Below are 22,664 nucleotides of genomic sequence, written 5' to 3'. Positions count from 1 at the left end.
CCCCATGCCCACCACCGCCGGTCGATGCCGTCGGAGGTGCCCATGAGTGCAGAGGCCACGAACCCCGAAGCACGTCCCGAAGCGCTCCCTGAACTTCGCAGACGTGGCAGGACCAGGCTTGACCTGCGACGACTCGGACGCGCCGCGCTGCTCGGTCCGACGCCCCGGGACCGGCTGCCGGACGCCATCGGCCATGTCGCCGAAGCGCACCGCGCCCATCATCCCGACGCGGACCTGTCGCTCCTGCGCCGCGCGTACCTGCTCGCCGAGACCTCGCACCGCGGCCAGATGCGCAAGAGCGGTGAGCCGTACATCACACATCCGCTCGCCGTCACGCTCATCCTGGCCGAACTGGGCGCCGAGACAACGACGTTGACGGCCTCGCTCCTCCACGACACCGTCGAGGACACCGACGTGACCCTCGATCAGGTCCGCGAGGAGTTCGGCGACGAGGTCTGCTTCATCGTCGACGGCGTCACCAAGGTCGAGAAGATCGACTACGGCGCCGCCGCCGAGCCCGAGACCTTCCGCAAGATGCTCGTCGCCACCGGCAACGACGTCCGCGTGATGTCCATCAAGCTCGCCGACCGGCTGCACAACATGCGCACCCTCGGGGTGATGCGGCCCGAGAAACAGGCACGCATCGCCAAGGTCACCCGCGACGTCCTCATCCCGCTCGCCGAGCGGCTCGGCGTACAGGCCCTGAAGACCGAGCTGGAGGACCTCGTCTTCGCGATCCTGCACCCGGAGGAGTACGAGCACACCCGCGCCCTCATCGCGGCCCACGCGGGCGAGCGCGACCCGCTGCCCGCCATCGCCGACTCGGTACGGACCGTCCTGCGCGACGCGGGCATCGCCGCCGAGGTGGTCGTACGGCCCCGGCACTTCGTCTCCGTGCACCGCATCTCCCTCAAGCGCGGGGAGCTGCGCGGCTCCGACTTCGGCCGCCTGCTGGTCCTCGTGGGGGAGAACGCGGACTGCTATGCCGTGCTGGGGGAGCTTCACACCTGCTTCACCCCGGTCATCTCGGAGTTCAAGGACTTCATCGCCTCCCCGAAGTTCAACCTCTACCAGTCCCTGCACACCGCCTTCGCGACACCCGAGGGGTACGTCGCCGAGGTCATCGTGCGGACCCGGCAGATGCACCGGGTCGCGGAGGCGGGCGTGGTGGCGCTCGGGAACCCCTATACGGCCCCGCCCGCCGCCGACCAGATCGCGGCGGCCGACTGCGAGGAGGAGCGGGTCGACCCGACCCGGCCCGGCTGGCTGTCGCGGCTGCTCGACTGGCAGCAGTCGGCTCCCGACCCCGACACCTTCTGGGACGTCCTGCGCTCGGAGCTGGCCCAGGACCGGGAGATCACCGTGTTCCGCGCCGACGGGGGCACCCTGGGCCTGCCGGCCGGCGCCAGCTGTATCGACGCCGCCTACGCGCAGTACGGCGAGGCGGCCCACGGCTGTATCGGCGCCCGGGTCAACGGGCGCCTGACCTCCCTGTCCTCCCGGCTCTCGGACGGGGACACCGTCCAGCTCCTGCTCGCGCACGACGCCTCCTCGGGGCCTGCCGCCGACTGGCTGGACCACGCCAGGACCCCGGCCGCCCGGATCGCCATCAGCAGCTGGCTGGAGTCCCACCCCGACGGGGTCCGGCCCGCCGACGCCGCCCCCAGGCCGCCGCTGTCGGTGATCGGCCTCCGCAGCGGCGGGGGCAACGCCGTCGCCGACCTGCCGGACGCCACCGTGCGGCTCGCCGGGTGCTGCACCCCGGTGCCGCCGGACGCCGTCGAGGGGTTCGTCGTACGCGGCGGGGCCGTCACCGTGCACCGGGTCCACTGCGCGACGGTGGCCCAGATGCGGGCCGTGGGGCGGACCCCCATCGCCGTGCACTGGCGGGCGACCGCGGACTGCCGGGTCACCCTGCTCGCCGAATCGTTCGGCCGCCCGCACCTGCTGGCCGATCTGACCGAGGCCATCGCCCGCGAGGGGGTCGAGGTGGTCTCCGCGACGGTGGAGCCGCCGGTCGAGCAACGGGTCCGCCACAGCTACACCTTGCAGCTGCCCGACGCGACGGGCCTCCCGGCCCTGATGCGGGCCATGCGGGACGTGCCCGGCGTCTACGACGTCAGCCGGGCGTAAGGAGTACCACCCCTTTCGGGTGGAGCCGTCGCGCGCCGTTCGCAGGCGCGTGGCGGGCGCTGATAAGCGGTGGGGGATGCAGCTCACCTCCCGGCGCCTGCGCGCCGCCCTGCTCGCCGCGGCCTCCCTCACCCTCGTCGCCGCCGTCGTGCCCCCGCCCCGGGCACTCGGCATCGGCGACCCGCTCTTCCCCGAGCTCGGCAACCCCGGGTACGACGTCCTCGCCTACGACCTGTCCTTCTCCTACAAGGACAACAGCACCCCCCTCGACGCGGTCACCGTCATCGACGCGCGCAGCCTCGCGCGGCTCGAAACCGTCAACCTCGACTTCACCCACGGGAAAGTGGCCTCCGCCGAGGTCAACGGGGAACCCGCCGGCTTCGCGAGCGTGGGCGAGGACCTCGTACTGACCCCGGCCCGGCCCGTGGAGCCCGACCTGCCCCTCCACATCACCGTCCGGCACACGAGCGACCCGCGCGGCCGCGGCGACGGCGGCTGGGTGGTCACCGAGGACGGGCTGGCGATGGCGAACCAGGCCGACGCCGCGCACCGGGTCTTCCCGTGCAACGACCACCCCGCCGACAAGGCGTACTTCACCTTCCGGGTGAGCGCGCCGGCCGGGACGACGGCCGTGGCCAACGGTGTGCCGGGCGCGCTGCCGGCCCGCCGGGCGGGCGCCGCGACCACGTGGACGTACCGGACGCGGCACCCGATGGCCACCGAGCTCGCCCAGGTCTCGATCGGCGACTCGGCCGTGGTCCACCGCACCGGGCCGCACGGGCTGCCGCTGCGCGACGTGGTCCCCGCGGCGGACCGGGAACGGCTGGAGCCCTGGCTGAAGAAGACCGCCGGACACATCGAGTGGATGGAGGCACGGGTCGGCCGCTACCCCTTCGAGAACTACGGGGTGCTGATCGCGAAGGCCCGTACCGGCTTCGAGCTGGAGACGCAGACCCTGTCGCTGTTCGAGAGCGCGCTCTTCGCGGGCAGCGGCGGCTACCCCGAGTGGTACGTCGAGTCCGTGATGGTCCACGAGCTGGCCCACCAGTGGTTCGGCGACAGCGTGAGCCCGCGCACCTGGTCCGACCTGTGGCTCAACGAGGGCCACGCCACCTGGTACGAAGCCCTGTACGCGGACGGCCTCGGCAAGTACTCCCTGGAGCGGCGGATGCGCGAGGCCTACCAGCGCTCCGACCAGTGGCGCGCGGCCGGCGGCCCCCCGGCCGCGCCGAAGCCGGCCGCCCCGGGCGAGAAGATCGGGCTGTTCCGGCCCGCGGTCTACGACGGCGCCGCGCTGATCCTGTACGCGCTGCGCCAGGAGATCGGGGTCAAGGCCTTCGACCGCGTGGAGCGGCGCTGGGTGGGGGAGCACCGGGACGGGGTCGCCGGCACGGAGGACTTCGTACGACTGGCCTCGCAGGAGGCGGGCCGGGACCTGGGGGCGTTCCTGAAGCCGTGGCTGTACGGGAAGAAGACGCCGGCGATGCCAGGGCACCCGGAGTGGAGCGCCGCGAAAAGCGTGTGACGCCTGTGGAGCGGGCATGCCACCATCGACGAGGCCGTTCCGCGGGGTGCTCCGGTGATCTTCGGGGGATCTCCGGGGGAGTTCCAGGGCATCTCCTGGGGAATCTCGGGGGAGTGTCACACGTTGGACGTGACAGTGTTATGTCACGCGCGGGAGTAGCTTTGGCCTTGGCTCCGCTTCGCCTGACGCGGACGCATTCGAAAACGACGTAAGGATCCAATGACCTCCTCTTCTTCCCCTTCCCAGGACGCGCGGGACGACGCACAGGATGCGCCGGATCCGCAGAGCTTCACCGAGAGCCTTCGGGCCGACGCCCTGATGGAAGAGGACGTCGCCTGGAGCCACGAGATCGACGGCGAGCGGGACGGCGCCCAGTACGAGCGCTCCGAGCGCGCGGCACTGCGCCGCGTGGTCGGTCTCTCCACCGAGCTCGAAGACGTCACCGAGGTCGAGTACCGCCAGCTCCGCCTGGAGCGGGTCGTCCTCGTCGGCGTATGGACCTCCGGCACGGTGCAGGACGCGGACAACTCCCTCGCGGAGCTGGCCGCCCTCGCCGAGACGGCGGGCGCGCTCGTACTCGACGGAGTGATCCAGCGCCGCGACAAGCCCGACCCGGCCACCTTCATCGGTTCCGGCAAGGCGCGCGAGCTGCGCGACATCGTGATGGAGAGCGGCGCCGACACCGTCGTCTGCGACGGTGAGCTCAGCCCCGGCCAGCTCATCGCCCTCGAAGACGTCGTCAAGGTGAAGGTGGTCGACCGGACCGCGCTCATCCTCGACATCTTCGCCCAGCACGCCAAGTCCCGAGAGGGCAAGGCGCAGGTCGCGCTCGCGCAGATGCAGTACATGCTGCCGCGACTGCGCGGCTGGGGTGCCTCGCTGTCCCGGCAGATGGGTGGCGGCGGCGGTGGCGGCATGGCCACCCGCGGCCCCGGTGAGACCAAGATCGAGACCGACCGGCGCCGGATCCGGGAGAAGATGGCGAAGATGCGCCGGGAGATCGCGGAGATGAAGACCGGCCGCGACATCAAGCGGCAGGAACGGCGCCGCAACAAGGTGCCCTCGGTCGCCATCGCCGGATACACCAACGCCGGCAAGTCCTCGCTGCTCAACCGCCTCACCGGCGCGGGCGTCCTGGTGGAGAACTCGCTGTTCGCCACCCTCGACCCGACCGTGCGCCGGGCCGAGACCCCGTCCGGCCGGATCTACACGCTGGCCGACACGGTCGGCTTCGTCCGGCACCTGCCCCACCACCTCGTCGAGGCGTTCCGCTCCACGATGGAGGAGGTCGGCGACTCCGACCTCATCCTGCACATCGTGGACGGCTCGCACCCGGCGCCGGAGGAGCAGCTGGCGGCGGTCCGCGAAGTCATCCGCGAGGTCGGCGCCGTCAAGGTGCCCGAGATCGTGGTGATCAACAAGGCGGACGCGGCCGACCCGCTGGTGCTCCAGCGCCTGCTGCGGATCGAGAAGCGCTCCATCGCCGTCTCGGCGCGCACGGGTCAGGGCATCGAGGAACTCCTCGCGCTCATCGACGCCGAGCTGCCGCGGCCGGCGATCGAGATCGAGGCCGTCGTGCCCTACACGCGCGGCGGGCTGGTCGCCCGGGCCCACGCCGAGGGCGAGGTGATCTCCGAGGAGCACACGGCGGAGGGCACCCTCCTCAAGGCGCGGGTGCACGCGGAGCTGGCGGCGGAGTTCGCTCCGTACGTGCTCGCGAAGCACTGACGCCGACGCGCACCGAATGAACGACCGAGGGCCCCCGCAGCAGCGGGGGCCCTCAGTCGTGTGGTGCCGTACGGCCAATGGCTACTTGAACTTGCCGCTCACGGCGTCGAAGACGCCCTTCGCCTCCGGACCCAGCCGGGGCCCGGCCAGCCAGCCGGCCTTGGCGGGACCGATCGAGGTGTTCGACACCAGCGCGGGCTTGCCGTCACTGCCCGCCGCGACCCAACCGCCGCCCGAGGAACCGCCGGTCATCGTGCAGCCGATGCGGTACATCGCCGGGTCGGTCGCGTTCAGCGACAGTCGGCCCGGCTTGTCGGCGCACTGGAAGGCCCGCTGACCGTCGAAGGGAGCCGCCGCCGGGTAGCCGGTGGCCGTGATCTTCGCGATCTTGGGCGTGGCCTGGGCCTTGAACTCCACCGGGAGCGCCGTACCGACCGTCTCCTCCAGCGACTTGCCGCCACCCTTCTCCGGGGTCACGTGCAGCACCGCGAAGTCGTACGGGGCACCCGCGCCGCCGGTCGGACCGCCGGTCGCGATCCACTGGTCGGAGGTCTGCGCCCAGTCGCTCCACCACACGCCGTACGGGGCCACTTCCTCGCGGGGCGCACCCTTGAGCGCGGCCGCGGACTTGCCCTTGTCGTTGTACGACGGGACGAAGGCGATGTTGCGGTACCAGCCGCCCGACTTGCCCGCGTGCACGCAGTGGCCGGCCGTCCAGACCATGTTGGACTTGCCGGGGTGCGCCGGGTCCTTGACCACGGTCGCCGAGCAGACCATCGAGCCCTCGGGACCGTCGAAGAACACCTTGCCGGAGGGCGGAACGCTCTTGTGATAGGGCGGGGCCGCCGCCTTGGCGGCCACCGGGGCCGGGGTCGGATCGGTGACGCCCTGGTCCTTGCCCGCGTCCTGGTCGACGGCGGGAGGCTGCGGAGTCTTGGCGGCGTCGCGCATCCGGTCCGGGTCCCAGAGGTCCTCGATGATCGGGTTGATGTAGTCGCCCGCCTCGCGGAGCCAGTCCTCCTTCTTCCAGTTCTTCCACTCACCCCCCTTCCACTTCTCCAGATCGATGCCGTGCTCCTTGAGCTTGTCCCTCAGCCCGTCCGGGATCTTCACCCCGTCCAGGCTGGTGGGCAGGCTCACCGCAACGGTCGGCTTGGCGTCGGTCTCACCGTCGCCGGGCCCGCAGGCCGCGGCGGTCAGCGCGAGCGCGGCCGAGCACAGGATCGCGGTGACCGGTCGGATCGGTCGCATGTCGTGAATCCCCCTGGATGGTTCTTGGTTCGGGATGGTGCGTGGGCAGGCGGGCGCCTGGTTGCAGCACCCCACTATGCCGCTGCCGTGGGGGACGGCACAGCCCGGGGCACCGGTTCCCCCGGGTCGGACAAGGATCTTGGGCCCACCCGTGATCCGTCGCCGCCACCGTCGTTGGTACGTACGGGGGATGGGGAAGCAGCGTGGATGTTCGAAGCGCACCCCGGAAGAGCAACCGTGCGGGAGGAGCGACACTCGTGCCTTTGAGGGCTTGGGCGGGCGAGCAGGCCACGGCCGGGGCGGAGGTCCCGGCGCAGGCGAACCGGGCACCGGAGGCGGGGCAGTTCACGGATCCGGGGCTGGACGCGACTCCGGAGCTGGACGCGACTCCGGGGCGGGCCGGGGCTGCGGGGCGGGCCGGGGCTCCCGGGCCGGCCGCGGGCGAGGGAATCCTGCGCAGGCAGGCGCAACGGGAGTCCGCGGCGCGGACGTACGCACGCTCCCTGCCCATCGTGCCCGTGCGCGCAAGGGGGTTGACCATCGAGGGGGCGGACGGACGCCGCTACCTCGACTGCCTCTCCGGCGCCGGAACCCTCGCCCTCGGCCACAACCACCCGGTGGTGCTCGAAGCCATCCGCGGGGTCCTCGACTCGGGAGCCCCGCTGCACGTGCTGGACCTCGCGACCCCGGTCAAGGACGCCTTCACCACCGAACTGTTCGCCAACCTGCCGGCGGAGCTGGCCGCGGACGCCCGCATCCAGTTCTGCGGCCCGGCCGGGACGGACGCGGTGGAGGCCGCGCTCACCCTCGTCCGCACCGCGACCGGCCGGTCCGGGATGCTCGCCTTCACGGGGGCCTACCACGGGATGACCGCGGGAGCACTGGCCGTCTCCGGCGGGTCCACGGACGTACGGGTGACCCGGCTGCCGTATCCGCAGGACCACCGCTGCCCGTTCGGAGTCGGCGGGGCCGAAGGGGCGGAACTGTCGGCCCGTTGGACGCGGAGCCTGCTCGACGACCCCAAGAGCGGGGCGCCCGCACCCGCCGGGATGATCGTCGAACCCGTCCAGGGAGAGGGCGGAGTCCACCCAGCCCCCGACGCCTGGCTGCGCAGGATGCGGGAGATCACGGCGGAGCGGGGGATCCCGCTGATCGCCGACGAGGTCCAGACGGGGGTCGGGCGGACCGGGGCCTTCTGGGGGGTCGACCACGCGGGGGTCGTCCCCGACGTGATGGTGCTCTCCAAAGCCATCGGGGGCAGCCTGCCGCTCGCGGTGATCGTGTACCGGGCGGAGCTGGACCAGTGGGCCCCCGGCGCGCACGCCGGCACCTTCCGCGGCAACCAGCTGGCCATGGCGGCGGGCACCGCGACGCTGGCCTACGTCCGGGAGAACGGCCTCGCGGAGCGCGCGCGGACCCTGGGCGCCCACATGCTCGCCGCGCTGCGCGGGCTGATCCCGGCCCACCCGTGTGTGGCGGACGTACGGGGCCGCGGGCTCATGATCGGCGTCGAACTGGCCGACCCCGACACCGGAGAAGCCTCGCCCGACCTCGCGGTGGCCGTCCGCCAGGCCTGCCTGGACCGGGGCCTGATCGTCGAACTCGGCGGCCGCCACTCCAGCGTCGTTCGCCTCCTCCCGCCCCTCACCCTGACCGACGAACAGGCCTCAGCCGTCCTCGACCGCCTCGCCGACGCCATCTCCGCCGCCACCCGCCGCTAAGGACCCCGATGCCCGACCCCCTCCACCCCTCGGCCCCCTTCCCGCCGCCCACTGACCCCCTCCACCCGAGGCCCCCCGCGGCCCCCACCCTTCAGCCGTCGCCCCCGGCCCACCCACCGGCCAACCCCGCACACCCCCCGCAGCCCACCCCGGCGCCACCCTCCCCGCAGCCTCCGGCTGCCCCTGGGCCGCCGCCCACCACTGCGCCGCGCTCCGCGCAGCCTCCGGCTGCCCCCGCGCCGCCGCCCACCACTGCGCCACCCTCCCCGCAGCCTCCGGCTGACCCTGGGCCGCTGCCCACCACTGCGCCTGGTTCCGCGCAGCCGCCGGCTGACCCTGGGCCGCCGCCCACCACTGCGCCGCGCTCCGCGCAGCCTCCGGCTGCCCCCGCGCCGCCGCCCACCACTGCGCCACCCTCCCCGCAGCCTCCGGCTGACCCTGGGCCGCTGCCCACTACTGCGCCACGCTCCCCGCAGCCTCCGGCTGAGCCCGCGCCATCGCCCGCCGATGTGCTGCCGCGGTCCGCCGCTGCCCCCGCCTTCCCGCCGTCGACTGACGGGCTGCCTTCACCGCTTCCGCAGGCCGCTGCGGTGCCGCTCTCGTCGGTGCCTGCCGTTCCACCACGGTCCCCCCTTGCCGCGGCTGATTCTGCGCCGCCGATCCCGGAGCCCGCTGCTTCGCCCCTGTCGACGGATGCTTCGCCCGCCCCGGCCTCCGCCCCCGACCTGGTGCCGTCGGTGTCCGCTGATCGCCTGGCTTCCCTGCTCTCCCCGGCCGCCGACGCATCGCCCCTCCCGGTACAGGTCGATCCGCCGAGGCCCCTGCCCATGGCAACGGAAACTGTTCCCCCGCCACCGATGTCCGCTGCCGGTCCGGGTTCGGCGATTCCTCCGACTACGCCGGTCGATCAGCCACGTTCCCCCCTTACTGCGGCAGCGCAGCCGCAGCCCATGACGATGCCCGCCGCTCAGCCGGTGATGTCGACACCGGCGATGGGTACGCCACCCCGCGCGGGGGTCGGTGCGGCCCCGTCTCCGGACGCCCCGGACTCGCCCCCTCCTCTCGGGCACGGGCACACGCCCCCCGTGCCCGGCCCCATCGACGCCTCACCACTGCCGAACCCGGAGGAGTCCGGACCCTTCTCAACACCGTCAACCCCCCTTCCCAGCATCCCGACCACAGTTGACGTGTCCCCTGCGGCAGCCCTGGATCCGGCCGCACGGATCGGGCACCGACCCTCACTGCTGCCGACCGTTTCCGCAGAGCCCTTGCAGCCGCCACCAATCCCTGCACCCGAGCCCCGGCACGGCGCCGACACCGTGCCGCCGCCGTCTCCCACCACCCCGGCCGGACCTACACCGCAGCCGGCCCGGCTCTCCGGCGCTGCCTCTACGCCGCTTTCACCCCCACCCCCCGGCGCTGCGGCTTGGCCGCTGTCGCCCCTCGCTAGTGCGTCTACGCCGCTGTCGTCCCAACCCCTCGGCGCTGCGCCTACGCCGCCGTCCGCCCCGCCTCTCAGTGGCGCGTCCACGCCGCTGTCGCCCGCGGCCTTCGGCGGCGGCGTGTCTACGCCATTGCCGGGTGACCTCTCCTCACCGTCCCTGACGGCCTCCACCGGGCATTTGCCGACCCGGCTCGGGAAGCCTTTCGGCACCGAGCCCACGGCTCCCGGTCCGAGCCCGGCCCCGCCCGTTCCCGGGGTCCCGGACGGGCCGGCTCCAGCCGGCGCCATCTCGGACGTGATGGCTGCGCCCGCGCGACCCGCCCCCTCCGTCTCCCCGGACGGCAGGCCGGCCCCGTCACCTTCCGGTGCTACGGCCCGACCTGAGCCGCCCACTTCTGCTCCGGCCCCGGGCACCGAACCTCGGCCCGCTGTCGCCGCGTGGCAGTCGCCGCCCGCTGGAGCGGAACGTTCCCCCCAGCCCGCGGTCGCTCCGGCTGGGCCCGGCGTGGCTTCCCCCGCCCCCACTGCGGGGCCGCCGCTGCGCGCCCCCGCGGACAGCGCCTCCCGGCCTGCCTCCGACCCGGCTGTGTCCGCCGAGCCTTCCCCTGCCACCACCGCGTGGCCGCCGCTGCTTGCTCAGGCGGACAGTGCCTCCCGGACCGCCGCCCACCCGGCCGTGTCCGCCGGCCATTCCCCCGCCACGACCGCGTGGCCGCCACTGCTCGCTCCAGAAGGCAGTGCCTCCCGGCCTGCCGCCGACCCGGCCGTGTCCGCGGGCGCTTCGCCCGGCCCCACCGCCTGGCCGCCGCTGGCCGGTGCCGTTGCGTGGTCCGGGTCCGGGGCGCCGGCTACCAGCGAGGCCCCGGGCAGTGCGCCTTCACCCGCGGCTTCGCAGCCGGCTTCCGGTGCTGCGGACGACTCCGGTCCGGCAAGCCGGGCAGGGGGTCTGCCGGCCGGGGATTCCCCGCACGCCCGCGCCGGGCGGCCCGGGGCGGAGGCTCCCGGCACCGGCGCCGGTTCGTCGGCCGACCCGGCGCCGCCCGGCCCGGGGAGTACGGGCGCGCTGCCCTCGGAGGGACAGGGCGAGGCCGCGCCCAAGGGCCCCTCCGCCGAGGGCCTGTCGGGCTACGGCTCCAGCGGCGCGCCCATCGCCTCCCAGGACGCGGTGGCCCCGCGACCCGGTGCAGCCGAACCGGGGGACCGGGCCGCGGCGTCCGCGCCGCCGGGGGACGGTTTCACTGGCCCTGCCGGTGCGCTCCCGGGCATGCCGGCCTCTGGCCTGCCCTGGCCGGCGGCCGTGCCGCAGGCATCCGCCGCGGTGCCTCGGCAGAAGGACGGCGCCGTCCGACCCCGCGCGGGAGCTGCGGACCCGTTGGACCATCCCGACCCCAGGGTCGCCGCCGAGGCCGCCTCGGTGGAGAACCTGCTGCGCTGCTGGGTCCGCGAGACCGGACTCGAACAGCCCGTGGGTCCCGTCCTGCGCATCCCCCTCCCCGCATCGGGCACCGCCCTGCTCGTCGCCGTCCGCTACTGGTCCGCCGCCGGCTGGCACCGCTTCGGCCCGGCCCGCATCGAAGGCGTCCGCGCAGACGCCCCCGCCGTGGACGCGGTCACCCTCGCGGCGCTGATCTCCCGCGAAGGCGGCGGCGACCCCGGAACCGGCGCCCACAGCGACGGAGCCCACAGCGACAGCGCCGACAGCGACCATCCCCAGAGCGACCGCGCCCAAAGCGACGGCGGGCCCGGCGGGGCGGACCTCGTCGGCCGGGTCGCCGACTCGGTGCGCCGGACGGCCGAGTTCATCACCGACCGCCGCCAACGCCCGGCCGCACCCGCTCCCGTAGGCGCGGACCGGTTCCTCACCGCCGAACAGTCCCTCCTCCTCGGCCACCCGCTGCACCCGACCCCGAAGAGCCGCGAAGGGCTCTCCGAAGCCGAAGTGCGCCGCTACTCACCCGAACTCCACGGCTCCTTCCCCCTGCACTGGGTAGCGGTCGAACCCGCCGCCCTCGCCACCGACTCCGCCTGGACCGAACGCGGCCGCCCGGTCTCCGCCGCCCGGCTGTTGGGCCGCCTCGCCCCCGGCCTCCAGGTGCCCGACGGCGCCACCCCCCTTCCCCTTCACCCCTGGCAGGCCCGAGACCTGCTCCAGCGCCCCGCGGTCGCCGCCCTCCGCGACGCGGGACTCCTGCACGACCTGGGCCCGTACGGCGCCCCCTGGTATCCGACCTCCTCCATCCGCACCGTCCACCAGCCCGGCGCACCCGCGATGCTCAAGCTCTCCCTGGGTCTGCGCATCACCAACTCCCGTCGTGAGAACCTCCGCAAGGAACTCCACCGCGGCATCGAAGTGCACCGACTGCTCCGCACGGGACTCGCCGAGCGGTGGCAGACCGCCCACCCCGGCTTCGACATCGTCCGCGATCCCGCCTGGGTGGCCGTCGACGCCCAGGACGGCACACCCGTCCCCGGACTCGACGTCCTGCTGCGCCACAACCCCTTCCGACCGGGCGACGACGCCCTCTGTGTCGCCGCACTCACCGCACCCCGCCCGTGGCCCGGACGGACCACCATGAGCTCGCGCCTCGCCGAGACCGTCTCCCGGCTCGCCGCCACCACCGGGCGGACGACCTCCGCCGTCGCCGCCGAGTGGTTCCTGCGCTACCTCGAACACGTCGTCCTGCCGGTCCTCGCCTTCGACGCGCTCGCCGGCATCGCCCTCGAAGCCCACCAGCAGAACACGCTGGTCCTCCTCGACCCGGCCGGGTGGCCGGTCGGCGGCCGCTACCGCGACAACCAGGGCTACTACTTCCGCGCCTCCCGCCGCGCGGAACTGGAGCGCCGGCTCCCCGGAATCGGCGCCACGAGCGACACCTTCGTCTCCGACGCCGTCACCGACGAACGCTTCGCCTACTACCTCGGCATCAACAACGTGCTCGGTCTCATCGGGGCCTTCGGATCCCAGCGGCTCGCCGACGAACGCGTCCTGCTGGCCGCCTTCCGCCGTTTCCTCGGCAAGGCCACGGGCCTCGGCCCGCTCCCTGAGAGGCTGCTCGATTCGCCCACCCTGCGCTGCAAGGCGAATCTGCTCACCCGCCTCGGAGGCTTGGACGAGCTCGTCGGACCCGTCGACACCCAGTCGGTCTACGTCACCATCGCCAACCCCCTTCACGATTGACGAGCCAGCACCGAAACGGAGAAGAGCCCCCGATGCCCTCCACCGACTTCCACACCGGAGTGCTCCACACCGGCGTGCTCCTCACCGATGTGTTCCGCACCCATGCGTTCCGCACCGACGTGCCGTGTCTGCGCGCCGAGTCGCTGCCCCAGCTCGCCGAGGCCGATCTCCTCGACTCCCCGGCCGCCTGGGGCGGCGTCACGACGCGGTCCGGCGTCTTCCGCCTCGAACCCGTACGGCTCGACCGCGACCTGGACCTGCTCACCGGCTGGATGAACGACCCGCAGGTGGACGCCTATTGGGAACTCGCCGGCCCGGCCGGTGTCACCGCCGCCCACGTATGGGCACAGATGGTCGGAGACAGTCGCAGCATCCCGTGCCTCGGCCTCCTCGACGGCACGCCCATGAGCTACTGGGAGATCTACCGGGCCGACCTCGACCCGCTCTCCGCGTACTACCCGGCGCGCCCCCACGACACGGGTATCCACCTGCTCATCGGAGACGGCACGAACCGCGGCCGAGGTCTGGGCACCGCGCTCCTGCGCGCCGTCGCCGACCTGGTGCTCGACAACCGCCCCCGCTGCATGCGCGTCATCGCCGAACCGGACATCCGCAACACCCCCTCCGTATCAGCCTTCCTGAACTCCGGCTTCCGCTGCCCCACCGAAATCGACCTGCCCGGCAAACGAGCCGCCCTGATGATCCGCGAGCGGGCGCTGCGCAATCTCCTCTGAGTGCCGCCCCGCGCTGCCCGTACAACCAGGCCGTCCCGCCTATTCCTTTATTTCCCTTACCTCTCACCTCGAAAACTCTGCGCCACGCAGCAAAGTTCCCGATCTTGAGGAGTCCCGTGCAGATCTTCTCCGCAGCCCCCGACTCCCCAGGTCCCCACTTCTCGGACACCGTGCCCCCATCGCCCCAGCACCCGTGCACACCGCCCGAACTGAACCGTCCGACCTGGGATTTCGCCGCCCGTCGCCTGCTCGCCAAGATGCTCGGCGAGTTCGCGTACGAGGAGATCATCACCCCGGCCCCCGCCCCGGCGGCCTCCGGTGACGCCTGGACGCTGACCCTCGACGACGGCAGCAGCCTCGGCTTCCGGGCACGCCGCCGCTCGTACGGCAGCTGGCACGTCGCACCCGACACGATCACCCTCACCCCGCAGCACGCCCCGTGCGGGTCGCCCGCCGAGTCCGGGCCGCCGACCGCCTTCGGGGACCCGTACGCCTTCCTCATCCGCGCACGCACGCTCCTCGGCCTCGACGGCGCCACCCTCGGCCACCTCGTCCGCGAGCTCAGCGCCACCCTCTCCGCCGACGCCCGCATCGACCACACCGCGCTCACCGCGGACGTCCTGGCCGACCTCGACTACGCGGCCCTCGAAGGCCACCAGACCGGCCACCCCTGGCTCGTCCTCAACAAGGGGCGGATCGGACTCTCCGCCTCCGACACCGCCGCGTGGGCGCCCGAGGCCCGCACCGCCCAGCGCCTGCCCTGGCTCGCCGCGCACACCTCCCTCGCGCACTACCGCGGCACCGCCGGCCTGGAGGACCCCGCCCGCCTCTACTCCGCCGAGCTCGACCCCGTCACCCGCGCCCGCTTCGACCGGACCCTGCGCGACCGCGGCCTCGACCCGCTCGGCTACCTCTACCTCCCCGTCCACCCCTGGCAGTGGGACGAGGTCCTCCTGCCCCTCTTCGCACCGGCCCTCGCCGCAGGCACCCTGGTCCCGCTCCCCGCCGACCCCGACCTCCGCCTCCCCCAGCAGTCGATCCGCACCTTCCTCAACCTCACCCGCCCCGACCGCCACAGCGTCAAACTGCCGCTCTCCGTCTTCAACACGATGGTCTGGCGCGGCCTGCCCTCGGACCTGGCCCTCGCGGCGCCCGCCGTCACCGCCTGGATCCACTCCCTGCGCGACGGAGACCCCTTCCTCCGCGAGGAATGCGGGGTGATCCTGCTCGGCGAGGTCGCCTCCGTCACGGTCCGCCACCCCGTCTACGACGAGCTTCCCGAAGTCCCGTACCAGTACAAGGAGCTCCTCGGCGCGATCTGGCGCGAGCCGCTGACCGGACACCTCGCCCCCGGCGAGCGGGCCCGCACCCTCGCCTCGCTCCTGCACACCGATCCCCGCGGCCGGTCGTTCACCGCCGAGCTCGTCGCCCGCTCCGGCCTGACCCCCACGGTCTGGCTCCAGCACCTCTTCGCCGCCCTGCTGCCCCCGCTGCTCCGCTTCCTCTACCGCTACGGCACCGTCTTCTCCCCGCACGGAGAGAACGCCGTCGTGATCTTCGACGAGCACGACGTCCCGGTCCGGCTCGCGGTCAAGGACTTCGTGGACGACGTCAACATCTGCGCCGAACCGCTGCCCGAGCTGGCGGCCATGCCCGACGAGGTCCGCGCGGTCCTGCTCACCGAGCCCGCGGACTTCCTGCCCCAGTTCATCCACTCCGGGCTCTTCGTCGGCGTCTTCCGCTACCTCTCCGCCCTCTGCGAGGACCGGCTCGGGGTTCCGGAGGACACGTTCTGGTCCCTCGTACGGGCGGAGATCCTGCGTCACCAGGCCCGCTTCCCGGAGCTCAAGGAGCGCTACGAGCTCTTCGACCTCCTCGGCGAACGCATCGGGAGGCTCTGCCTCAACAGGAACCGCCTCTACGAGGACGGCTACCGCGACCGGCCCGACCGCCCGCACGCCGTGCGGTACGGCACCGTGGCGAACCCCCTCCACCGGTCATGACCGCTCGCCGGTGCGGTCACTGTCGGCGGGGCCCCGTAGGGTTGGCACTGCTATGACGAAGCCCTCCCTCCCCGACCTGCTGCACGCCGCCGTCTCCGCCGTCGGCGGCACGGAGCGCCCCGGCCAGGTGGCCATGGCCGAAGCCGTCGCCGAAGCGATCGACGACAACTCCCACCGCCTCATCCAGGCGGGTACCGGTACCGGTAAGTCCCTGGGCTACCTGGTGCCGGCCCTCGCGCACGGCGAGCGCGTGGTCGTGGCCACGGCGACGCTGGCCCTCCAGCGCCAGCTCGTCGAGCGCGACCTGCCCCGGACGGTGGAGGCGCTGCATCCGCAGCTCCGCCGCCGCCCGCAGTTCGCCATGCTCAAGGGCCGCTCCAACTACCTGTGCCTGCACCGTCTGCACGAGGGTGCCCCGCAGGACGAGGAGGAGGGCCTCTTCGACCAGTTCGAGGCGGCCGCCCCGACCAGCAAGCTCGGCCAGGACCTGCTGCGGCTGCGCGACTGGGCGGACGAGACCGAGACGGGAGACCGCGACGACCTCACCCCCGGCGTCTCCGACAAGGCCTGGGCGCAGATCTCCGTCTCCTCCCGCGAATGCCTGGGCGCCACGAAGTGCGCGTACGGCGCGGAGTGCTTCGCGGAGGCCGCCCGCGAGCGGGCCAAGCTCGCGGACGTGGTCGTCACCAACCACGCGCTCCTCGCCATCGACGCCATCGAGGGTGCCCCGGTGCTCCCGCAGCACGAGGTGCTGATCGTCGACGAGGCCCACGAGCTGGTGTCCCGGGTGACCGGGGTCGCCACGGGAGAGCTCACCCCGGGTCAGGTCAACCGTGCCGTGAAGCGTGCGGCGAAGCTGGTCGACGAGAAGACCGCCGACTCCCTGCAGACCGCTTCCGAGACCTTCGAGCGGGTCATGGAGCTGGCCCTGCCCGGCCGGCTGGAGGAGGTTCCCGAGGACCTCGGCTACGCGCTGATGGCCCTGCGGGACGCCTCGCGCGCCGTGATCTCGGCGATCGGCAACACGCGCGACAAGTCCGTCCACGACGAGGACGCCGTCCGCAAGCAGGCGCTCGCCGCGGTGGAGAGCGTGCACGGGGTGGCGGAGCGGATCGTGGCCGGCTCCGAGTACGACGTGGTCTGGTACGAACGCCACGACCGCTTCGGCGCCACCCTCCGGGTGGCTCCGCTCTCGGTGTCCGGCTTGCTGCGCGAGAAGCTGTTCGCCGACCGCTCGGTGGTCCTGACCTCCGCGACCCTCAAGCTCGGCGGCGACTTCAACGGGGTCGCGGCCTCGATGGGCCTGTCCCCGGAGGGCGTCGAGGGCGAGGACGTGCCGCAGTGGAAGGGCCTCGACGTCGGCTCGCCCTTCGACTATCCCAAGCAGGGCATCCTCTACGTCGCCAAGCACCTGGCCACCCCCGGCCGGGAGGGCACCCGCGGCGACATGACGGACGAGCTCGCCGAGCTGATCGAGGCGGCGGGCGGCCGCACCCTCGGACTGTTCTCCTCCATGCGCGGCGCGAAGGCCGCCGCCGAGGAACTGCGCGGCCGGCTCGAGAACCCGATCCTGCTCCAGGGCGAGGAGACGCTCGGCGAGCTGATCAAGGCCTTCGCCGCCGATCCGAAGACCTGCCTGTTCGGGACCCTGTCGCTGTGGCAGGGCGTGGACGTGCCGGGGCCCAGCTGCCAGTTGGTGATCATGGACAGGATCCCGTTCCCGCGTCCCGACGACCCGCTGATGAGCGCCCGGCAGAAGGCGGTCGAGGAGCGCGGTGGGAACGGCTTCATGTCCGTCGCGGCGACGCACGCAGCACTGCTCATGGCGCAGGGCGCGGGCCGGCTCGTGCGGGCCACCGGAGACAAGGGCGTCGTGGCGGTCCTGGACCCCCGGCTGGCCACGGCCCGGTACGGGAGCTTCCTGCGGGCCACGCTGCCGGACTTCTGGTACACCACGGACCGCAATCAGGTCCGCCGCTCGCTCGCCGCGATCGACGCCGCGGCGACGGCCGAGGACAAGTAGAAGGCCGACGACACGGAGGGCGAAGGCCCAGAACGCACAAAGCAGCTCCGGGACCGGCGCAGTAGGTCCCGGAGCTGGATGGTGGCGCAGGCGATCAGAGCCGGCGCAGTACGGCCACGACCTTGCCGAGGATGGTGGCCTCGTCGCCGGGGATCGGCTGGTAGGCGGCGTTGTGCGGGAGCAGCCAGACATGGCCGTCCTCGCGCTTGAAGCGCTTGACCGTGGCCTCGCCGTCGAGCATGGCGGCGACGATGTCGCCGTTCTCCGCGACGGGCTGGCGGCGGACCGTGACCCAGTCGCCGTCACAGATGGCGGTCTCGATCATCGAGTCGCCGACCACCTTGAGGCAGAACAGCTCTCCGTCGCCGACGAGCTGGCGGGGGAGGGGGAACACGTCCTCCACCGACTCCTCGGCGAGGATCGGGCCACCGGCCGCGATCCGGCCCACCAGGGGGACGTACGAGGCCGCGGGCTTGCCCGTGGTGTCCGTGGGCTGCGAGCTGGGCTGGTCGGAGCCGCGCACCTCGTACGCCCGGGGGCGGTGGGGGTCACGGCGCAGGAAGCCCTTGCGCTCCAGGGCCATCAGCTGGTGCGCGACCGAAGAGGTGCTGGACAGGCCGACGGCCTGGCCGATCTCCCGCATCGACGGCGGGTAGCCGCGCCGCTGCACCGAGTCGCGAATGACCTCGATGACCCTCCGCTGCCGGTCCGTGAGCCCGGAGCTGTCGGCGCGGATGCCTGGAGGTCGCCCTGGCAGCGAGCGTGCGGGGCGTACGGGCTCCGCCTCCGGGTTCAGACTTGCGTCATTCATGGCATGCACCGGCTCGAGTCGGCTCTGGGAGCGGTTCTGGGCAGTGATGGTGGCACTGTCTGCGGTGGTGGTCACGTCGGCCCCTCTCGAAATGTTCTCCCTAGCTGGACAACGGTAGTTGCTTTCGAAAGGTTGCGCCAAACACACGTTCGAGTGAAAAATCGGAGATCACCCACCGTGTTCACTTGGTGAGGTGTATATGCCGCCGACGGGCCGTCCGGGCCGAACGCGGGTTCGGCTCCGGAGTCACTGATTACGGTACCCTTCCGGGTCGGGTCGCCACCGTCCGGGTCTGCGCCCAGTGTGGCACCGCGAGGCCTGTCATCCGGCCATCGGACACGGCGACACGCGGAGCGGTGTAAATCCACCACAACCCAAGATCTAGTGGTTGGATGAGCGCTGCCACCCAGAAGTTGTGGTCCTCGGTCTGCCGGGGCCCCCGACATCGCATATGCTTGTGGCTGCTTCGAGAGCCTCCGACAGAGCTTCGACTCTGCCGTTCAGGGGTCTCTCGAGGTGATTCAGTCGTGCCAAGAGGAGGGTGAGGGAACCATGCACTGCCCCTTCTGCAGGCACCCCGACAGCCGTGTCGTCGACAGTCGCACCACCGACGACGGCACGTCGATCCGCCGGCGCCGCCAGTGCCCCGACTGCTCCCGTCGCTTCACGACGGTGGAGACGGCCTCGCTGATGGTGATCAAGCGCAGCGGGGTGACCGAACCCTTCAGCCGTACCAAGGTCATCTCCGGCGTGCGCAAGGCGTGCCAGGGGCGGCCGGTCACCGAGGACGCCCTCGCCAAACTCGGCCAGCGGGTCGAGGAGGCGCTGCGCGCCACCGGAAGCGCCGAACTGACCACCCACGACGTGGGTCTGGCCATACTCGGCCCGTTGCAGGACCTCGATCTGGTCGCGTACCTCCGGTTCGCGTCCGTTTACAAGGCGTTCGACACACTCGAAGACTTCGAGACCGCCATCGCGGAACTCCGCGTGCCGCGGCCTCACGAAGAGTGCGAGCCCGGTGGGACCGCTCCGGTCCCCGTGCCCGCCTCCGCCGCCGACTGACCGGCCTGCCCGTTCCCTGTCGCACGCGCGTCGCGGAACGGCCGGTGGGTCCGGCGAAGAAGACGTAGATACAAGACACAGCACCGTGCCGCGGAATAGCGCTGGCACTTTAGGGCGTTTTGCCCGCATTGGGAGGAACGGCATGACAGAGACGGCGAGCAGCTCGGCACGAGGTTCCCGCGCCAAGGGCACCAAGACTGCCAAGAGCGGCCTGCGTATCGAGCGCATCCACACCACCCCGGGCGTGCACCCGTACGACGAGGTGACCTGGGCGCGCCGCGACGTCGTCATGACCAACTGGCGCGACGGCTCGGTGAACTTCGAGCAGTACGGCGTCGAGTTCCCCGACTTCTGGTCGGTGAACGCGGTCAACATCGTCACCAGCAAGTACTTCCGCGGTGCGGTCGGCAGCCCGCAGCGCGAGACCGGTCTGCGGCAGCTCATCGACCGGATCGTGAAGACGTACACGAAGGCCGGCGAGGACTTCGACTACTTCACGTCGCCCGCCGACGCGGAGATCTTCGAGCACGAGCTGACCTACGCGCTCCTGCACCAGATCTTCAGCTTCAACTCGCCGGTGTGGTTCAACGTCGGCACGCCCCAGCCGCAGCAGGTCTCCGCCTGCTTCATCCTGGCCGTCGACGACTCCATGGAGTCGATCCTCGACTGGTACAAGGAAGAGGGCATGATCTTCAAGGGCGGCTCCGGCGCCGGCCTGAACCTCTCCCGCATCCGCTCCTCCAAGGAGCTCCTCTCCTCCGGCGGCAACGCCTCCGGCCCGGTCTCCTTCATGCGCGGCGCCGACGCGTCCGCAGGAACGATCAAGTCGGGCGGCGCCACCCGCCGTGCGGCCAAGATGGTCGTCCTGGACGTGGACCACCCGGACGTCGAGGACTTCATCGCGACCAAGGTGAAGGAAGAGGAGAAGATCCGCGCCCTGCGCGACGCGGGCTTCGACATGGACCTTGGCGGCGACGACATCACGTCCGTCCAGTACCAGAACGCCAACAACTCCGTCCGCGTGAACGACGAGTTCATGACGGCCGTCGAGAACGGCACCGAGTTCGGCCTGCGCGCCCGCATGACCGGCGAGGTCATCGAGACGGTCGACGCCAAGTCGCTCTTCCGCAAGCTCGCCGAGGCCGCGTGGGCCTGCGCCGACCCGGGCATCCAGTACGACGGTGTGATCAACAACTGGCACACCTGCCCCGAGTCCGGCCGCATCACCGCGTCCAACCCGTGCAGCGAGTACATGCACCTGGACAACACGTCCTGCAACCTCGCCTCGCTGAACCTGATGAAGTTCCTCGACGACGACGGCAAGGGCAACCAGTCCTTCGACGCCGAGCGCTTCGCCAAGGTCGTCGAGCTGGTCATCACCGCGATGGACATCTCCATCTGCTTCGCGGACTTCCCGACGCAGAAGATCGGCGAGAACACCCGCGCCTTCCGCCAGCTGGGCATCGGCTACGCCAACCTCGGCGCCCTGCTGATGGCCACCGGCCACGCGTACGACTCCGACGGCGGCCGCACCCTCGCCGCGGCGATCACCTCGCTGATGACCGGTACCGCGTACAAGCGCTCCGCCGAGCTGGCCGCGATCGTCGGCCCGTACGACGGCTACGCCCGCAACGCCGAGTCGCACAAGCGCGTCATGAAGCAGCACGCCGACGCCAACGCCGTCGCGCCGCGCACCGAGGACCTGGACAACATCATCTGGGCCGCGGCCACCGAGGCCTGGCAGGACGTGATCCGCCTCGGCGAGAAGAACGGCTTCCGCAACTCGCAGGCCTCCGTCCTCGCGCCGACCGGCACCATCGGTCTCGCGATGTCCTGCGACACCACCGGTGTCGAGCCGGACCTGGCCCTGGTCAAGTTCAAGAAGCTCGTCGGCGGCGGCTCGATGCAGATCGTCAACGGCACCGTTCCGCAGGCCCTGCGCCGCATGGGCTACCAGGAAGAGCAGATCGAGGCGATCGTCGCCCACATCGCCGAGCACGGCGTGGTCGTCGATGCCCCGGGCCTGAAGCAGGAGCACTACTCGGTCTTCGACTGCGCGATGGGCGAGCGTTCCATCTCCGCGATGGGCCACGTGCGCATGATGGCCGCGATCCAGCCCTGGATCTCCGGCGCGATCTCGAAGACGGTCAACATGCCGGAGACGGCGACCGTCGAGGAGATCGAGGAGATCTACTTCGAGGCGTGGAAGCTGGGCGTCAAGGCGCTCGCGATCTACCGCGACAACTGCAAGGTCGGCCAGCCCCTCTCCGCGAAGAAGAAGGAAGAGGAGAAGGAGGAGGTCACCGCCAAGGCGGAGGACACCATCCGGACGACCGTCGAGAAGGTCATCGAGTACCGCCCTGTCCGCAAGCGCCTCCCGAAGGGCCGCCCGGGGATCACCACCTCCTTCACGGTCGGTGGCGCCGAGGGCTACATGACCGCGAACTCCTACCCGGACGACGGTCTCGGCGAGGTCTTCCTGAAGATGTCCAAGCAGGGTTCGACCCTCGCGGGCATGATGGACGCCTTCTCGATCGCCGTCTCGGTCGGTCTGCAGTACGGCGTCCCGCTGGAGACGTACGTCGCGAAGTTCACGAACATGCGCTTCGAGCCGGCCGGTATGACGGACGACCCGGACGTGCGGATGGCGCAGTCGATCGTGGACTACATCTTCCGTCGCGTGGCGCTCGACTTCCTGCCCTTCGAGACCCGCTCGGCCCTCGGCATCCACTCCGCCGAGGAGCGTCAGCGCCACCTGGACACCGGTTCCTACGAGCCCCTCGACGAGGAGCTCGACACGGAGTCTCTGACCCAGGCGGCCCCGCTCGCCGCGGTCCAGACCGTTCCGGCCGTCAAGCCGGTCGCGGTCGTCCCGGTCCCGGCCCCCAAGACGGCGCACTCCAACGCCGAACTGGTCGAGATGCAGCTCGGCGTCTCCGCCGACGCCCCGCTCTGCTTCTCCTGCGGTACGAAGATGCAGCGCGCCGGCTCCTGCTACATCTGCGAGGGCTGCGGCTCCACCAGCGGCTGCAGCTGACATCGGGCGGGACC

At 72.0% G+C, this 22,664-nt stretch carries 12 protein-coding genes; 10 read left to right on the top strand and 2 right to left on the bottom strand.

All coding sequences use genetic code 11. From position 1 onward, the window contains the following. The first annotated feature begins 42 nt into the window (after positions 1-42). From ACODT5_RS13700 to hflX, 3 genes are all read left to right on the top strand, one after another. Positions 43-2,133 carry a RelA/SpoT family protein gene (locus tag ACODT5_RS13700; RefSeq protein WP_422519438.1) on the top strand — a complete coding sequence of 697 codons (2,091 nt, stop codon included), beginning with the start codon at positions 43-45 and terminating at the stop codon, positions 2,131-2,133. A gap of 76 nt (positions 2,134-2,209) precedes the next feature. After that, entirely contained in the window at positions 2,210-3,658 is a 1,449-nt protein-coding gene (locus ACODT5_RS13695; RefSeq protein WP_422519437.1) for a M1 family metallopeptidase, read from the top strand. Between the two features lie 219 nt (positions 3,659-3,877). Next, on the top strand, positions 3,878-5,386 hold the full coding sequence (hflX, locus tag ACODT5_RS13690) for a GTPase HflX (protein ID WP_385369508.1): 1,509 nt from the start codon (positions 3,878-3,880) through the stop codon (positions 5,384-5,386). A gap of 81 nt (positions 5,387-5,467) precedes the next feature. Here the strand turns inward: hflX and ACODT5_RS13685 are convergent, their stop codons facing one another. Further along, entirely contained in the window at positions 5,468-6,637 is a 1,170-nt protein-coding gene (locus ACODT5_RS13685) for a trypsin-like serine peptidase (RefSeq protein ID WP_422519436.1), read from the bottom strand. 377 nt (positions 6,638-7,014) lie between these two features. On the opposite strand from ACODT5_RS13685, the gene ACODT5_RS13680 reads away from it, so the two are divergent. The 5 genes from ACODT5_RS13680 to ACODT5_RS13660 all read left to right on the top strand — a co-directional run bounded on the left by ACODT5_RS13680 (position 7,015) and on the right by ACODT5_RS13660 (position 17,740). Next, positions 7,015-8,358 carry a diaminobutyrate--2-oxoglutarate transaminase family protein gene (locus tag ACODT5_RS13680; protein WP_422519649.1) on the top strand — a complete coding sequence of 448 codons (1,344 nt, stop codon included), beginning with the start codon at positions 7,015-7,017 and terminating at the stop codon, positions 8,356-8,358. Between the two features lie 2,708 nt (positions 8,359-11,066). Continuing rightward, a complete protein-coding gene (locus ACODT5_RS13675; protein WP_422519435.1) occupies positions 11,067-12,980 on the top strand; it encodes an IucA/IucC family protein in 1,914 nt (637 codons plus the stop codon). Positions 12,981-13,012: 32 nt separating this feature from the next. After that, positions 13,013-13,714, top strand: a complete 702-nt coding sequence (locus tag ACODT5_RS13670; protein WP_422519434.1) for a GNAT family N-acetyltransferase — start codon at positions 13,013-13,015, stop codon at positions 13,712-13,714. Between the two features lie 116 nt (positions 13,715-13,830). Further along, positions 13,831-15,717 (top strand): IucA/IucC family protein, encoded by a 1,887-nt coding sequence (locus ACODT5_RS13665; RefSeq protein WP_422519433.1) that lies wholly within the window; start codon positions 13,831-13,833, stop codon positions 15,715-15,717. A gap of 52 nt (positions 15,718-15,769) precedes the next feature. Continuing rightward, positions 15,770-17,740: an ATP-dependent DNA helicase gene (locus ACODT5_RS13660; RefSeq protein ID WP_422519432.1), complete on the top strand. Its 1,971-nt coding sequence runs from the start codon at positions 15,770-15,772 to the stop codon at positions 17,738-17,740. 94 nt (positions 17,741-17,834) lie between these two features. On the opposite strand, the gene lexA is transcribed toward ACODT5_RS13660, so the two are convergent. Further along, positions 17,835-18,626 (bottom strand): transcriptional repressor LexA, encoded by a 792-nt coding sequence (lexA, locus tag ACODT5_RS13655; protein ID WP_385369496.1) that lies wholly within the window; start codon positions 18,624-18,626, stop codon positions 17,835-17,837. Positions 18,627-19,103: 477 nt separating this feature from the next. On the opposite strand from lexA, the gene nrdR reads away from it, so the two are divergent. Beyond that, positions 19,104-19,613, top strand: coding sequence for a transcriptional regulator NrdR (gene nrdR, locus ACODT5_RS13650; protein WP_250748823.1), 510 nt, complete (start codon positions 19,104-19,106; stop codon positions 19,611-19,613). A 142-nt stretch (positions 19,614-19,755) separates the two neighbouring features. Beyond that, the gene (locus tag ACODT5_RS13645; RefSeq protein ID WP_422519431.1) at positions 19,756-22,650 is read left to right on the top strand and encodes a vitamin B12-dependent ribonucleotide reductase; all 2,895 of its coding nucleotides are present in this window, start codon (positions 19,756-19,758) and stop codon (positions 22,648-22,650) included. The last annotated feature ends 14 nt before the right edge of the window (positions 22,651-22,664 follow it).

Origin of the sequence: Streptomyces tatrensis (assembly GCF_049310065.1) — a bacterium.
Taxonomy (GTDB): Bacteria; Actinomycetota; Actinomycetes; order Streptomycetales; family Streptomycetaceae; genus Streptomyces.
This window is presented reverse-complemented; position numbering and strand designations above follow the sequence as displayed.